Source organism: Rhodobacter sp. CZR27 (assembly GCF_002407205.1).
Taxonomy (GTDB): Bacteria; Pseudomonadota; Alphaproteobacteria; order Rhodobacterales; family Rhodobacteraceae; genus Cereibacter_A.
The window spans coordinates 2,123,901-2,137,215 of sequence record NZ_CP023548.1 but is presented as its reverse complement, the minus strand read 5'-3'; the positions used below and the strand labels follow the sequence as shown (position 1 = coordinate 2,137,215).

Annotated in this window: 13 protein-coding genes; 8 read left to right on the top strand and 5 right to left on the bottom strand. The window is 67.5% G+C overall.

Features of this window, described 5'->3' with window-relative positions; all coding sequences use genetic code 11:
- Positions 1 to 16: 16 nt before the first annotated feature.
- The 4 genes from CK951_RS10415 to CK951_RS10400 all read right to left on the bottom strand — a co-directional run bounded on the left by CK951_RS10415 (position 17) and on the right by CK951_RS10400 (position 4,168).
- Positions 17 to 955: a UTP--glucose-1-phosphate uridylyltransferase gene (locus CK951_RS10415; protein WP_096786083.1), complete on the bottom strand. Its 939-nt coding sequence runs from the start codon at positions 953 to 955 to the stop codon at positions 17 to 19.
- 361 nt (positions 956 to 1,316) lie between these two features.
- Positions 1,317 to 2,132 carry an NAD(P)-dependent oxidoreductase gene (locus CK951_RS10410; protein WP_096786082.1) on the bottom strand — a complete coding sequence of 272 codons (816 nt, stop codon included), beginning with the start codon at positions 2,130 to 2,132 and terminating at the stop codon, positions 1,317 to 1,319.
- Entirely contained in the window at positions 2,117 to 2,953 is an 837-nt protein-coding gene (locus CK951_RS10405) for a glycosyltransferase (RefSeq protein ID WP_096786081.1), read from the bottom strand. The genes CK951_RS10410 and CK951_RS10405 overlap by 16 nt, the downstream gene beginning before the upstream one ends.
- Positions 2,954 to 4,168 (bottom strand): NAD-dependent epimerase/dehydratase family protein, encoded by a 1,215-nt coding sequence (locus CK951_RS10400; RefSeq protein ID WP_096786080.1) that lies wholly within the window; start codon positions 4,166 to 4,168, stop codon positions 2,954 to 2,956.
- Positions 4,169 to 4,754: 586 nt separating this feature from the next.
- On the opposite strand from CK951_RS10400, the gene CK951_RS10395 reads away from it, so the two are divergent.
- The 4 genes from CK951_RS10395 (at position 4,755) to CK951_RS10380 (ending at position 8,149) form a co-directional block, all read left to right on the top strand.
- The gene (locus CK951_RS10395) at positions 4,755 to 4,937 is read left to right on the top strand and encodes a hypothetical protein (protein ID WP_096786079.1); all 183 of its coding nucleotides are present in this window, start codon (positions 4,755 to 4,757) and stop codon (positions 4,935 to 4,937) included.
- Between the two features lie 345 nt (positions 4,938 to 5,282).
- Positions 5,283 to 6,314, top strand: a complete 1,032-nt coding sequence (locus CK951_RS10390; RefSeq protein ID WP_096786078.1) for an LLM class flavin-dependent oxidoreductase — start codon at positions 5,283 to 5,285, stop codon at positions 6,312 to 6,314.
- Between the two features lie 136 nt (positions 6,315 to 6,450).
- Entirely contained in the window at positions 6,451 to 7,224 is a 774-nt protein-coding gene (locus CK951_RS10385; protein WP_096786077.1) for a Crp/Fnr family transcriptional regulator, read from the top strand.
- A 175-nt stretch (positions 7,225 to 7,399) separates the two neighbouring features.
- Positions 7,400 to 8,149 (top strand): helix-turn-helix domain-containing protein, encoded by a 750-nt coding sequence (locus CK951_RS10380; RefSeq protein ID WP_096786076.1) that lies wholly within the window; start codon positions 7,400 to 7,402, stop codon positions 8,147 to 8,149.
- Between the two features lie 57 nt (positions 8,150 to 8,206).
- On the opposite strand, the gene CK951_RS10375 is transcribed toward CK951_RS10380, so the two are convergent.
- The gene (locus tag CK951_RS10375; RefSeq protein ID WP_096786075.1) at positions 8,207 to 8,698 is read right to left on the bottom strand and encodes a DUF3280 domain-containing protein; all 492 of its coding nucleotides are present in this window, start codon (positions 8,696 to 8,698) and stop codon (positions 8,207 to 8,209) included.
- Positions 8,699 to 8,843: 145 nt separating this feature from the next.
- On the opposite strand from CK951_RS10375, the gene gfa reads away from it, so the two are divergent.
- The 4 genes from gfa (at position 8,844) to CK951_RS10355 (ending at position 13,310) form a co-directional block, all read left to right on the top strand.
- Positions 8,844 to 9,437 carry an S-(hydroxymethyl)glutathione synthase gene (gene gfa / locus CK951_RS10370; protein WP_096787228.1) on the top strand — a complete coding sequence of 198 codons (594 nt, stop codon included), beginning with the start codon at positions 8,844 to 8,846 and terminating at the stop codon, positions 9,435 to 9,437.
- A 180-nt stretch (positions 9,438 to 9,617) separates the two neighbouring features.
- A complete protein-coding gene (locus tag CK951_RS10365; RefSeq protein WP_096786074.1) occupies positions 9,618 to 10,748 on the top strand; it encodes an S-(hydroxymethyl)glutathione dehydrogenase/class III alcohol dehydrogenase in 1,131 nt (376 codons plus the stop codon).
- Positions 10,749 to 10,879: 131 nt separating this feature from the next.
- Positions 10,880 to 11,299 carry a cytochrome c family protein gene (locus tag CK951_RS10360; protein ID WP_096786073.1) on the top strand — a complete coding sequence of 140 codons (420 nt, stop codon included), beginning with the start codon at positions 10,880 to 10,882 and terminating at the stop codon, positions 11,297 to 11,299.
- 208 nt (positions 11,300 to 11,507) lie between these two features.
- On the top strand, positions 11,508 to 13,310 hold the full coding sequence (locus CK951_RS10355) for a methanol/ethanol family PQQ-dependent dehydrogenase (protein WP_096786072.1): 1,803 nt from the start codon (positions 11,508 to 11,510) through the stop codon (positions 13,308 to 13,310).
- Positions 13,311 to 13,315: the final 5 nt, after the last annotated feature.

Genomic DNA, 13,315 nt, shown 5'->3' with positions numbered 1-13,315 from the left:
CCCTGTCGTGTCGGGGTCAGCCGGCAGCGGCGACGCTGCGCAGCGTCGCCGCGCGCTGCGCACCGAGGCCGCGATGCGGCGCGATCGCTTCGAGGAACTCGGCGAATTCGTCGCGCAGGTCCTCGCGTTGGAGCGCCAGCGCCACGGTCGCCTGCAGGAAGCCCGCCTTCGAGCCACAGTCGAACCGCTCGCCCTGGAAGCGGAACCCGTGGACCGAGCCGGGATTGTCCGCAAGTTCATGCGCGATGGCGTCCGTCAGCTGGATCTCGCCGCCGGCCCCCACCTTCTTGCGGTTCAGGTGATGCATGATCGCGGGCGCAAGGATGTAGCGCCCGATCACCGCGAAGTTCGACGGCGCGGTGCCGGCCTTCGGCTTCTCGACGATGCCGCGCGGTCGGATCAGCGCGCCGCGGGTCTCCTCGACATCGAGGATGCCATAAGACGAGGCCTTCTCGGGCGGCACTTCCATGGTGGCGACGATGGTGCCGCCGACCTCCTCGTGCGCCTCGATCATCTGGCTCAGGCAGGGACGGTCGGCCACCACCATGTCGTCGGGCAGGATCACCGCGAAGGGCTTCTTGCCCACAAGCCGGTGCGCGCACCACACCGCATGGCCAAGGCCCAGCGCCTCGTGCTGGCGGACATAGGCGACATGGCCGCTGTCGAGGTTCGTCGCCTCGAGCGCCGCCAGAAGCTCGGTCTTGCCGGCCTTGCGCAAGGCGCGCTCAAGCGAGTGGTTGACGTCGAAAAAGTCCTCCAGCGCGCCCTTGCCGCGCGACGTCACGAAGATGAAGTCGTGGATGCCGGCCTCGCGCGCCTCCTCGACCGCATACTGGATCAGGGGCTTGTCGACGAGGGTCAGGATCTCCTTCGGAATCGACTTGGTGGCGGGAAGAAATCTGGTCCCGAGCCCCGCGATCGGAAATATGGCGGTGGTGACCTTCTGCGAAGACATTCAAGACCTCATGTTTTCGATCAGCGGAATGGGAAGGGATCAATGGACCCGGTCAATCTTTCACAAAATGCTGCACCTGCAAAGGGCGCTTGGGTCGAATGGTCCACATATGGCAAAAGCCCGTGGTGAAAATCGGATTCAGCGCGAGGAGCATGCCTGTTGCCTGTCGTTTGGCCAAGGCGGAATCGGCCGGAAGCCCCGCCTTAACCCAAAAAAGCGCCGCAGGTTCCCGGGCGGGGCGGCTGAAAGCGCCTTTCGGTTGAGTGGGATCGCCTTTCGGCAGCCCGGCTGCCCCTGATTCGGCCTCGGTCGCGGCGGCGGTGGCAAGTCTTCGCGGCAACCTGCGGCGAAAACTCGCCTGTCAGATCATCGATCCAAGCGAGGATCGCAGGAGATCCCAACCGCCGGGCCGCCAGCCCAATGCTGCAAGGCGGCGGCATTCGAGCCGGCTGACCCGCGCGGCATCGGCCCGCGCCGGCGGGGCACGGTCCGACCCTGTCAGCCGCGCGACTTCGGCCAGCAGGTCGTGCCGGTCCAGCAGCAGGTCAGAGGCGTGGAATGCGCCCGCCTCGGGCCGCTCCACAAGCAGCAGGGCTGCGGCCGCCAGATCCGCGCCATGCACCTCGGTCGCGACGCGCGGCGCGATCGGCCGGCCGGCAAGGAAGTCACCGAACAGGTCGCGCCACTTGTGCTGCGGCCCCGGCCCGTAGACGCCGGTGGCGCGCAGGCTGGCCCCCTGCAGGGCCGCGAGCGCCGTCTCGGCCGCGACCTTCACCTCGCCGTAAAGCCCGTCGGGCCGGGGGGCGAGCGTCTCGGGCAGCAGGGTGCCGGCAGGATAGCCGTCGAAGACGGCGCGCGAGGACAGGAACACGATCCGCCGCCCGCCCATCGCATCGAAGAGCCGCAAGCTGCCGTCGAGGTTCGCCCGGCGAAACGTGTCCGGGTCCTCGCCTTCGCCGCCGCGATAGCGGCCGGGAACATGCAGGAAGGCGCAATGAACAAGCGCATCCACGTCGCCCAGCGGCGGCGGCGGTGCGAGCAGGTCGAACGCCCGGTGCTCGCCCGGCAGCCCGGTCGGACGGCGCGACAGCAGGACAAGCTCGTGGCCGGCGGCCCGGGCCGCCTCGGCGATGAATCGGCCGACGAAGCCGCCGGCACCGGTCAGGGCAAGCCGCATGGGCCGGCCAGCGTGGCCGGATCGGGCACGGGACCCTCGCCGGCATAGGCGCGCCACAGCTCGATCAGCGGGCGCAGGCGATCGGCCTTGTCGTGGTCCTGCCAAGGCTTCTCATACTGGAAATGCAGGATGCGGATCTGCGGCCAGCTCCACAGCTCGGGCATGGCGAACCAGACATACTGCAGCATGTTGAAGAACACCGGCAGCCCGTGCCAGTCCGGGAAGAACTCCTGCAGGAAGCTCTGGTCGGTCCGCCGCCAGAAGGCGCCCGGCACGTCGAGCCTTGCCAGCATCGCCTGGAACGTCGCCTCCGACGGCCGGGCGGTGAACACGCCCGAGTTCATCCGGTGGAAGTCGCCGAGGCTTTCATAGACGTTCGGCGCGGCGCAGAACTCGGGATAGTCGAACAGCCTGTCCACGTTGCGCAGCACCAGCGCGTCGGCGTCGATGAACACCACCGCGCGATAGTCGGTCAGTTGCCACAGCCGGAGCTTGGCGAAATTGTCGAGCGGGGTGTGGAACGGTGGCTTGCCGCCCTTGGTGAAGGCCGCCCGCGCATGCAGCGCATCGCGGGCATGGGCCTCGTTGAACGCCTGCGAGGTCGGCAGGAGCGCGACGCGCACCAGCCGCGCCCCCAGCGCGCGAAGCGGCGCAAGCGCCGCCTCGGCCACGTCGGTATGCAGCACCACGAGATCGGCCGTCGTGCCGCTCAGCACCAGCGAGCGCAGCAGCGCCTTCGCCCCGAGCGCATAGTCCGCGTTCGTGACCAGCGTGACATAGGCGCGGTCGGCCCGCGCCGGGCCCTCGGGCAAAAAATCCAACTACGACACCGAGCGCAGCCGCCGCCCCTCGGGATCGCGTTCGACGCGCTGGGCAATGTCCTTCGTCCAGGCCGAGACGCAGGGCACGCGGCTGCGGTCGATCCGGTGCGCGAACTTCTTCGCCACGTCCACCACCTCGGCCAGCAGCCCCTCGGCCAGGGTGATCGGCTTCAGCCCCAGCTCGAGGAACTGGTCGTTCTTCACCAGCAGCTCGTTCTCGTCGGCTTCCTTGCGCGGGTTGGGCAGGAACGCGACCTTGGCGCCCGTCATCCGGGCCACCAGCTCGGCCAGGTCGCGGACGCGGTGCGTCTCGGTCATCTGGTTGAAGATCCTGACGCGGTCGCCCGCCTTCGGCGCGTCCGACAGCGCAAGCTCGACGCAGCGCACCGAATCCTGCAGGTGGATGAAGGCGCGGGTCTGCCCGCCGGTGCCGTGGACGGTAAGCGGATAGCCGATCGCCGCCTGGATCAGGAAGCGGTTCAGCACCGTGCCATAGTCGCCGTCATAGTCGAAGCGGTTGATCAGCTGCGGATGCCGGCGCGTCTGGTCGGTATGGGTGCCCCAGACGATGCCCTGATGCAGGTCGGTGATCCTGAGCCCGTCGTTCTGGGCATAGAACTGGAAAAGGATCTGATCGAGGCTCTTGGTCATGTGGTAGATCGAGCCGGGGCGCGTCGGATAGAGGATCTCCAGTTCGCGCGGGCCGGTGGGTGTCTCGACCGAGACATCGAGGTAGCCCTCGGGGATCGGGGCGCCGACGGTTGAATAGCCATAGACCCCCATTGTGCCCAGATGGACGAGATGGGCATCCACCCCCGTCTCGACCATGGCCGCCAGCAGGTTGTGCGTGGCATTGACGTTGTTGTTGACGGTATAGACCTTGTGCCGGTCCGATTTCATCGAATAGGGCGCGGCGCGCTGCTCGGCGAAATGGATGATCGCCTCGGGGCGGAACTCGTCCAGCCAGGCCCGGATCCGGTCGTATTCGCGCAGGTCGAGGAAGTGGAAATGCAGCCGCTGCCCGGTCTCCTGATGCCAGATCCGGCAGCGTTCCTGGATCGAGTCCATCGGCGTGAGAGACTGGACCCCCAGTTCGGTATCGATCCAGCGCCGGGAGAGGTTGTCGACGATGTGGATCTCGTGACCGAGAGCCGAGAGATGAAGCGCCGTCGGCCAGCCGACGAACCCGTCTCCACCGAGAACTGCAATGCGCATGAAGCCTCCTTGGTGAATCTCGTGCGCCGCCTGCGGCCGCGCACGTCCTCGTGACCATGTTGGTCCGTAACCGCTTCATGTCCAAGCGTCGAATGAAGTTTTCACGACGCTCGGCAAGCCGCTGCCGATCCCGAAGCGCCGAGAACCACGCCGAGGCACGAGCCCGTGCGGGCGTCCCGCGCGCAGGGGCGGTGGTCGCCGCAGGGTCCTTGGTGGCGAGCCGTCCGGAGGGGAATGCCGGATGGCAGCGGCGCCGCCCGGATGCCGCGGCGTCCGTTCCGGCGAATCGACTGCAGGGATGGTCTGAGGGCCGAGGGCAGCGGAGAGGGCGGAGTCTGCCGTGAATAGTGCGCCATCCGGGCTTCGCTGCCCATGGCGGCCCCGACGGCATCATCGCTTAATGTGCTCATACTGAGAAAATGCAATCGGGGCGGGGGCTTCCGGGGGCTGCGTGAGGCGGCAGGACGGGCGTCGAGAGAATCCAGGGAAAAAAGGTCATTTGACATCGCTCAAATACAGTCGGCACCGGGGCGGGGCATGGTCTGCCGATGGCCGCGTGAAGGGCGCGGCCGGCAGGAGGAACCGGATGAACAAGGACCGCTGGATGATCGCCACCCTGATCATGATGATCGAATACGCCGAGGAACAGGCGATGGATGGGGTGGCCGGGGCGCTGATCGAGGCGGCCGAGCGGGTGTCTCCGCTGGTCGCCTGCCGCACGGCGCCCGAGGCGGTCAGCCCGCGCGCCCCGATGCTGCGCGTCGTCTGAGGCGGGGCGTTCGCGACCTCCGTCCTGCGTCAGGTCACGCGCCCGGCGAAGCGGCCGCGACGCCGAACCCGGGACCTCCGGCAGGTCATGCGCTGCGGAAGCGGTGTTGTGCGCGTCTGACCCTGCCCCCATCCCGGGACTCTGCGGAAGCGGCTGAGGCGCGCCGGTTCTTGCGGGCGGGTCACACAGGTCCCCAGCGGGCCGGCTCCTACCCCGCACTCGCAAGACCGAGCCGCGGGGCTCGGCGACTGTGCAGGGGGGCAGGGCGGCTGTGCCCCGCGGCCGGAGGCGCCGAGGCGCCGGCCGTGCTAGACAGGCGCCAAGATCCACGCAGGATGACGCAACATGACCCTTGAATTCGGCCTCGATACCTTCGGCGACGTCACATGGGATGCGGACCACCGGCTGCTGTCCCAGCGTGAGGTGCTGCGCAACGTGGTGGAGGAGGCGGTGCTGGCCGATGAGGTGGGAGTCGATGCCATCGGGCTGGGCGAACATCATCGCGACGATTTCGCGATCTCGGCGCCCGAGATCCTGCTTGCGGCGATCGGTGCCCGGACGCGGCGGATCCGGCTGGGCACCGCGGTCACCGTGCTGGGCTCGGACGATCCGGTGCGGCTGTTCCAGCGCTTCTCCACGCTCGACGCGATCACCGACGGGCGGGCGGAGGTCACGCTCGGCCGGGGATCCTTCACCGAATCCTTCCCGCTGTTCGGCCACGACCTCTCGGACTATGCCACCCTGTTCGAGGAGAAGCTGGATCTCTTCTCGCGTCTGCTGCGCGAGCCGGAGGTCAGCTGGTCCGGCACCATGCGCCCGGCGCTGGTGCGGCAGCGGGTGTGGCCGCCGCTCGGCCCGGATGGCCTGCGGGCCTGGATCGGCGTGGGCGGCAGCCCCGAATCCGTGGTGCGGGCGGTGCGGTTCCGCATGCCGATGATCCTCGCCATCATCGGCGGGGCGCCAGGTCGCTTCCTGCCCTTCGCCGATCTCTACCGCCGCGCCTCCGCGCAGGCGGGGCTCGAGCCGATGCCGCTGGGCGTGCATTCCCCCGGCCACATCGCGCCCACCGACGCGCAGGCGCGCGAGGAAGCCTTTCCCGCCTACAAGGCGCTGCACGACCGGCTGGGCGCGGAGCGCGGCTGGCCCCGCCTTGGCCGGGACGATTTCCTGCGCGAGGTCGAGCACGGCTCGATGTATGTCGGTTCGCCCGCGACCGTGGCGCGCAAGATCGCGCAGACGGTCAAGACGCTGGATCTGGCCCGGTTCCAGCTGAAATACTCGATGGGGCCGCTTGCCCATGGGGCGCTGATGCGCTCGGTGGAGCTTTTCGGCCGCGAAGTGATCCCGATGGTGCGCGACATCCTTGGCCGCGGCTGACCGCCGCTGCCGATTTGCCACAAGGCCGGCCGCCCGGTGGCCGGCCATCGGGGGATCTGCTATCCTTGGTTGCGGTGACGGATGCCGGCGTTAATGATCGGCAGGTCTTTGATGTTCAAGGTTCGGGGCGGTAGCGATGGAGCGTCCTACGGCGCGCAGTGAAGTCACGCGGCTTGGTCTGGATGCCAAGTTCAACCATGCCGGGCTGCGCCAGGGCCTGACTCCGGCCACGCTGCGCAAGCTGGACGCGATCTCGCGCCTGCGCGTGTTTCCGCGCGACGCGGTGGTGGTGCCGCAGGGCGGGGCGCTGGAATATGTCGGAAATGTCGTGCGGGGGGTGCTGCGGATGGAGCGGCTTCTCTCGGACGGGCGGTCGCAGATCGTGGGCCTTCTGGTGCCGAGCGACATGTTCGGCCGCGTCTTCTCGGAACGCTCCGACTATTCCATCGAGGCCGCGACCGAGGTCACGCTCTGCTGCTTCGAGCGGCACGCCTTCGAAAGCCTCGTGCGGACCTGTCCCGATCTGGAACATGCGGTGCTGCTGGCCGTGCTGGACGAACTGGATGCCGCGCGCGAATGGATCACGCTGCGCGCGGGGGCGACCGTGGCCGCGCGGCTGGCCACCTATCTGCTGATGCTGTGCCGCCGCTGGCCGCACCAGACCAGCGAACTGACCGGCGACCGGCAACGAATCGTCGTCAATGTTCCCATCGCGCGCAATGATCTTGCTCATTATTTGGGCACCACCGTCGAATCCATTTCGCGCACCGTCCAGGCTTTCTCGAGGGACGGACTCATATCGATTCTCACCCCCCTGCGCTTCGAAATCCTCGATCTTCCGGCCCTTATCGTCTTGTCGGACAATGATGAATTCGACGCGGACGCCCTGATCGCCGGTCTGCGCGCCTGACCGGGTGAGGCATCATGAGGCGGCGGGCGTATTGACGCAGGTCAAAGAGTCGAAGCTTCGAACTCCCTAGTCAGGGTCCGTGCTCCCGCCATCGGCGGACGGACTTACCCAGTGAAAAGGTTGTCGGACTGAAACCCTTGCCCATGAAGGCGAGCTTTCCGGGAGGACTGACGACATGACGTGCCGAGCGACCCTTCATTGCGAGAATTGCGTCCAGCGCCACAGCGCCCTGTGTTCCGCCATCCGTGCCCGTGCGGTATCGGTCTGCCCGCTTCTGCCGGAATTCGACGGGCTGCTGCCCGGATCGGAGCCCGTCGATGTCAGCCTCAAGGGGGGGCGCTTCGGCATCCTGCATTCCGGCCTGCTGCTGCGCTGCGGGGCAGAGACCGGAATGGACATCGTCTCGATCGGCGAGCCGCTGGGCGAGGCGTTCCGCGGGCATCGCGAGATGCGCGTCACCGCCGTCGTGCCGTCGGAGATCTGCTGGTATGACGTGCATGAGGTGGAAGCGGCGGCGCTGCGCGATCCGCGGCTCTACAGTGCGCTTGCCTCGGCGTCCTCGCAGGCCTCGGGGCTGCGGCGGATCTTTACCCGGATGCGCTCGACCCTCGCTCCGGTCGAGCGGCTGGCGGGCTGCCTTGCGATCTGCGCGCATCGGCTGGCCGACCGCGACCGCCTCGGCGCGCTTCGCCTGACGCTGCAGTGCCGGCACGAGGACCTCGCCACGCTGCTGGCGCTGTCCGGAGCGCAGCTTGACGAGGCCCGCAACGAGCTCGTGCGGCGCGGTCTGATCGTGTTGCACGCGGATGGCGGGATCGAGATCCCTCAGCTTGCCCTGCTCGAGGATCTGGCAGGGCTGGACCTGCCGCTCGCGGCGCCGGTCGTTCCTGCGGAACGGCTGGTGAACCGGCTGCGGCGCATCTGAGGCGCGGCGGGGGCGTCCGCTCCGGCGCCCCTGCCGTTCGCGCTTCGTGAACGGACCTCACCGGAAGACGTTGCGCTCCAGGATGTAGCGCATGCCGCGCTGCCAGCTTTCATCGGTGTTGCCGCGGATATCGACCGCCTGCCCGCGGATCTGGGCGCCGGTCGCCACCTCCTTCACATAGAGGTTCATCGCAAGGATGAGGTTCGAGACCTTCTGCACTTCGGCCACGATGGCATAGTCGGCGCCGAGCCGGCGTGCCATGCGCAGCTCGCAGCCGTTGCATTTCGCCGGATTGCGGATGCGCCCCAGATCCTCGGCCACCGGGCCAAGATCGAGCAGCGTCACCCCCCGGGCGCGGAAGGCCTCGGCCGCCTGCCGCTCCACCAGTTCCACCCGGGCGGCCTCGTCGGCACGCGCGCCGTTCAGGTCGCCCTCGGTCGAGGTGTCGAGGAAGCTTACGCCGAAGAAGGCGGCGCTGCGACCCTGCCAGGGATCGTCGGCCGCTGCGGGCGCTGCCATCAGCAGCAGAAGCAGGATGAGGCGGGTCATGCCGCAACTGTGGCGCGCGGCCGGGGGGGCGGGCAAGTCGGACGAAGGTTGCAGGCCGCGGGTCGGCGGATCCCTCCGCCCAATGGCTGACTCGAAGGACTCGGCGGTGCTTGCGACAATCGGCGCGCATTTCAGGGAGGATGCAATGGCCGACATGACACAGGGAAGCGACGTGAAGATCCATCCTTCGGTCGATAACGGCGTGAAGCCGGGCCGCGAGGACTTCCAGGGCGGCACGCTGCGCTGCAAGTGCACGGACCGCCCGGTCGAAGTGCGCATCAACGCGCAATCGGCGCACAACCACGTCTGCGGCTGCACCAAGTGCTGGAAGCCCGACGGGGCGATCTTCAGCATGGTGGCCGTGGTGCCCCGCGGTGCGGTCGAGGTCGTGGCCAACGGCGACAAGCTGAAGGTTGTCGATCCGAACATGGCGATTCAGCGTTATGCCTGCACGGGCTGCGGCACGCACATGTATGGGCGGATCGAGAACAAGGACCATCCGTTCTACGGGCTCGACTTCATTCATACCGAACTGTCGTCCGAGGATGGCTGGGCCGCTCCGGGCTTCGCGGCCTTCGTCTCCTCGGTGATCGAGAGCGGCGTCTCGCCCGACCGGATGGACGGCATCCGGGCGCGGCTGCGCGAACTGGGGCTCGAGCCCTATGACGCGCTGTCGCCGCCGCTGATGGACGCGATCGCCACCCATCTCGCCAAGCGGTCGGGCAAGCTCGCCGCCTGACGCAGCCCCTCGCTGCGGCTCCGCGCTCTCCGGCCAGCCGGCCGGAGGGCGCTTTCCGCTTATCGAAGCCCTTGTCGCCTCATCCTTTTTTCCGATCTGCCGCGTCGGTTTTTTCCCCTTAAGGTCAGGTCAGGACAAAGGCTCGCGGCGCTGACGCGGGTTCAAGGGAGGAACAGTATCATGCGCACGCGTGCCGCCGTGGCCGTTGCCGCGGGAAAACCGCTGGAGATCATGGAGGTGAACCTCGAAGGGCCGAAGGCCGGCGAGGTGATGGTCGAGATCAAGGCCACCGGCATCTGCCACACCGACGAGTTCACGCTCTCGGGCGCCGACCCGGAGGGGATGTTCCCGGCGATCCTCGGGCACGAGGGCGCGGGCGTGGTGGTCGAGGTCGGCCCCGGCGTGACGAGCGTGAAGCCGGGCGACCACGTCATCCCGCTCTACACCCCCGAATGCCGGCAGTGCCCGTCCTGCCTTTCCCAGAAGACGAACCTCTGCACCTCGATCCGCGCGACGCAAGGCCAGGGACTGATGCCCGACGGCACGAGCCGCTTCTCGATGCTCGATGGCACGCCGATCCTGCACTACATGGGCTGCTCGACCTTCTCGAACTACACGGTGCTGCCCGAGATCGCGGTGGCCAAGGTCCGCGAGGACGCGCCCTTCGACAAGATCTGCTACATCGGCTGCGGGGTCACCACCGGCATCGGCGCGGTGATCAACACGGCGAAGGTCGAGATCGGCGCCAAGGCGGTGGTGTTCGGGCTGGGGGGCATCGGCCTCAACGTGATCCAGGGCCTGCGCCTTGCCGGCGCCGACATGATCATCGGCGTGGACCTCAACAACGCGAAGAAGGACTGGGGCGAGCGGTTCGGCATGACGCATTTCGTCAATCCGACCGAGATCGAGGGCGACATCGTGGCCCATCTGGTCAATATGACCAAGACGCCCTTCGACCAGATCGGCGGGGCCGATTACACCTTCGACTGCACGGGCAATGTGAAGGTGATGCGCCAGGCGCTCGAGGCGTGCCACCGCGGCTGGGGCCAGTCCATCGTGATCGGCGTGGCGCCGGCGGGGGCCGAGATCCAGACCCGGCCGTTCCAGCTGGTGACGGGGCGGGTCTGGAAGGGCTCGGCCTTCGGCGGCGCGCGGGGCCGGACCGATGTGCCCAAGATCGTCGACTGGTACATGGAAGGAAAGATCCAGATCGACCCGATGATCACGCATATCCTCAAGCTCGAGGATATCAACAAGGGGTTCGACCTGATGAAATCGGGCGAGAGCATCCGTTCGGTCGTGGTCTTCTGACCGCGGCCCCGCCCGCCGAAGCGTGACGATTTTCCCGAGTGTCGGTGCCAGTGAGCCCCGTCGGCCCCCGCCGGCGGGACGGCGGCCTGCCCGAGGCAGCGCCCGCCAGCGATCCGCAAAGGGAGAAGACGATGAGACTGATGACGTTCCTGACCGGCGCTGCCATGGTGGCCGCGCCGGAAGCCTTTGCCGAGGGCGATCCCGCCGCAGGCGAGAAGTCCTTTCGCAAGTGCATGGTCTGCCACCAGATCGGCCCCGAGGCCGAGAACAAGACCGGCCCCGTCCTGACCGGCGTCGTCGGCCGGCCTGCAGGCAGCGTCGACGGCTTCGCCTATTCCAAGGCCATGACCGAGGCCGCCGCGGGCGGTCTGGTCTGGACCGAGGAGAGCCTTGCCGGCTTCCTCGAGAATCCGCGCAAGGCGATGCCCGGCACCAAGATGTCGTTCCCCGGCATCCGCAAGCCCGAGGAGATCGCAGACCTCATCGCCTATCTCGGCACCTTCGCGCCGGCGGCCGGCGGCGAAGCCGCGACCCCGGCCGCGGGGGGCTGAAAAATGTCGCCGGTGCAGGCGTTTCGCGCATCCACGCGCCCCTCGCCAGCCGGTCATACTTTGGGCTTACTGGGGTGCCGGCAGCGTTGACGCTTCAATTCGCCGCGCCTTAGCATGTCCCGACGGGAGGGTTGAGGGATCCGGAGGAGGGGGCCGCAACCGGCGATTTTCACGATCAATTCCAAGAAATCAACATCGGGAGGAGCCAATGAAGATTCTCAATACGGGTCTGTGTGCCGCGCTGATGCTGTCGGCCGCACCGGTCCTGGCGAATGACTCGGTCATCAAGGCGACCGACGACGCGAAGCAGTGGGCGATCCAGACCGGGGACTACGCCAACACGCGCTATTCCGAGCTTGACCAGATCACCCGCGAGAACGTGGGCAAGCTGCAGGTCGCGTGGACCTTCTCGACCGGCGTGCTGCGCGGCCACGAGGGCTCGCCGCTCGTGGTGGATGGCGTCATGTATGTCCACACGCCGTTCCCGAACAACGTCTACGCCCTCGACCTGAACAACGACGGCAAGATCCTGTGGCGCTACGAGCCGAAGCAGAACCCCGACGTGATCGGCGTGATGTGCTGCGACACCGTCAACCGCGGCGTGGCCTATGCCGACGGCATGATCTTCCTGCACCAGGCCGATACGACGGTGGTCGCGCTCGACGCCAAAACCGGCGAGGTCAAGTGGACCGTCCAGAACGGCGATCCCACCAAGGGCCAGACCAACACGGCGACCGTGATGCCGGTCAAGGACAAGATCCTCGTCGGCATCTCGGGTGGCGAGTTCGGCGTGCGCGGCCATGTGACGGCCTACGACATGAAGACCGGCAAGCAGGTGTGGCGCGCCTTCTCGACCGGCCCGGACGCCGAGATGCTCGTCGATCCCGAGAAGACCATGGTGCTCGGCAAGCCTGTGGGCGCCGACAGCTCGATCAAGAGCTGGGAAGGCGACCAGTGGCAGATCGGCGGCGGCACGACCTGGGGCTGGTATTCCTACGACCCCGACCTGAACCTGATCTACTATGGCACCGGCAACCCGTCGACCTGGAACCCCTCGCAGCGTCCGGGCGACAACAAGTGGTCGATGACCATCATGGCCCGCGACGCCGACACCGGCGTGGCCAAGTGGATGTACCAGAAGACCCCGCATGACGAGTGGGACTATGACGGCGTGAACGAGAACATCCTCGTCGATCAGGAGATCGACGGGCAGATGCGCAAGCTGCTGGTGAACTTCGACCGGAACGGCTTTGCCTACACGCTGGATCGCGAGACAGGCGAACTTCTCGTCGCGAAGAAGTATGACCCGGCGGTGAACTGGGCGACGGAAGTCGTGATGGACAAGGAGTCCGACCAGTACGGCCGTCCGCAGGTGGTGGCGCAATACTCGACCGCGCAGAACGGCGAGGACACCAACACCGCGGGCGTCTGCCCGGCGGCGCTGGGCACCAAGGACCAGCAGCCTGCAGCCTTCTCGCCGAAGACCGGCCTGTTCTACGTGCCGACGAACCACGTCTGCATGGATTACGAGCCCTACCGGGTGAGCTATGCCGCCGGCCAGCCCTATGTCGGCGCCACGCTCTCGATGTATCCAGCGCCGGACAGCCATGGCGGCATGGGCAACTTCATCGCCTGGGACGCGACGAAGGGCGAGATCAAGTGGTCGCTGCCCGAGCAGTTCTCGGTCTGGTCGGGTGCTCTCGCGACGGCGGGTGACGTGGTGTTCTATGGCACGCTGGAGGGCTACCTGAAGGCGGTCGATGCCGAGACGGGCAAGGAACTCTACAAGTTCAAGACGCCCTCGGGGATCATCGGCAACGTGATGACCTACGAGCACGAGGGCAAGCAGTATGTCGGCGTGCTCTCGGGCGTCGGCGGCTGGGCGGGCATCGGCCTTGCCGCGGGCCTCACCAACCCGAACGAGGGCCTCGGCGCCGTCGGCGGCTATGCGGCCCTGTCCGACTACACCGAGCTTGGCGGTCAGCTGACCGTCTTCGCCGTGCCGGAGTGACCTCG

Excerpts from the sequence above, each read along its gene's own strand:
- CK951_RS10400 (WP_096786080.1), bottom strand. The coding sequence starts at position 4,168 with ATGCGCATTGCAGTTCTCGGTGGAGACGGGTTCGTCGGCTGGCCGACG.
- CK951_RS10415 (WP_096786083.1), bottom strand. The coding sequence starts at position 955 with ATGTCTTCGCAGAAGGTCACCACCGCCATATTTCCGATCGCGGGGCTC.
- CK951_RS10395 (WP_096786079.1), top strand. The coding sequence starts at position 4,755 with ATGAACAAGGACCGCTGGATGATCGCCACCCTGATCATGATGATCGAA.
- CK951_RS10390 (WP_096786078.1), top strand. The coding sequence starts at position 5,283 with ATGACCCTTGAATTCGGCCTCGATACCTTCGGCGACGTCACATGGGAT.
- CK951_RS10355 (WP_096786072.1), top strand. The coding sequence starts at position 11,508 with ATGAAGATTCTCAATACGGGTCTGTGTGCCGCGCTGATGCTGTCGGCC.
- CK951_RS10360 (WP_096786073.1), top strand. The coding sequence starts at position 10,880 with ATGAGACTGATGACGTTCCTGACCGGCGCTGCCATGGTGGCCGCGCCG.
- CK951_RS10385 (WP_096786077.1), top strand. The coding sequence starts at position 6,451 with ATGGAGCGTCCTACGGCGCGCAGTGAAGTCACGCGGCTTGGTCTGGAT.
- CK951_RS10365 (WP_096786074.1), top strand. The coding sequence starts at position 9,618 with ATGCGCACGCGTGCCGCCGTGGCCGTTGCCGCGGGAAAACCGCTGGAG.
- CK951_RS10375 (WP_096786075.1), bottom strand. The coding sequence starts at position 8,698 with ATGACCCGCCTCATCCTGCTTCTGCTGCTGATGGCAGCGCCCGCAGCG.
- CK951_RS10380 (WP_096786076.1), top strand. The coding sequence starts at position 7,400 with ATGACGTGCCGAGCGACCCTTCATTGCGAGAATTGCGTCCAGCGCCAC.
- CK951_RS10410 (WP_096786082.1), bottom strand. The coding sequence starts at position 2,132 with ATGCGGCTTGCCCTGACCGGTGCCGGCGGCTTCGTCGGCCGATTCATC.
- gfa (WP_096787228.1), top strand. The coding sequence starts at position 8,844 with ATGGCCGACATGACACAGGGAAGCGACGTGAAGATCCATCCTTCGGTC.